Annotated in this window: 1 protein-coding gene; it reads right to left on the bottom strand. The window is 59.0% G+C overall.

Going from position 1 to position 210, the window contains the following annotated elements; genetic code table 11:
* Positions 1 to 210 (bottom strand): hypothetical protein (locus tag D8U82_RS28270; RefSeq protein ID WP_206663323.1); only part of this gene is annotated, 210 nt, incomplete at both ends.

Raw genomic sequence — 210 nt, 5'->3', positions numbered from 1 at the left:
CGCTCATTGTTGAGTGGGGCGGCTTCGCCGCGGGCAGCTGCGCTGCTTTGCTTTTCTGTGGGAGCGAGCCTGCTCGCGAAGGCGGCCTGCCGAGCAACCCATTTCTCCCAAATGCCCACGATCCAACTGTAGGAGCTGCCGAAGGCTGCGATCTTTTGCTCTTGCTCTTGCTCTTGCTCTTGCTCTTGCTCTTGCTCTTGCTCTTGCTCT

Source organism: Pseudomonas sp. Sample_23 (assembly GCF_004307595.1).
In the GTDB taxonomy this organism is placed as follows: Bacteria; Pseudomonadota; Gammaproteobacteria; order Pseudomonadales; family Pseudomonadaceae; genus Aquipseudomonas; species Aquipseudomonas atacamensis.
The sequence above is the reverse complement of the archived record's forward strand: the minus strand, read 5'-3'. Positions and strand labels throughout refer to the sequence as shown.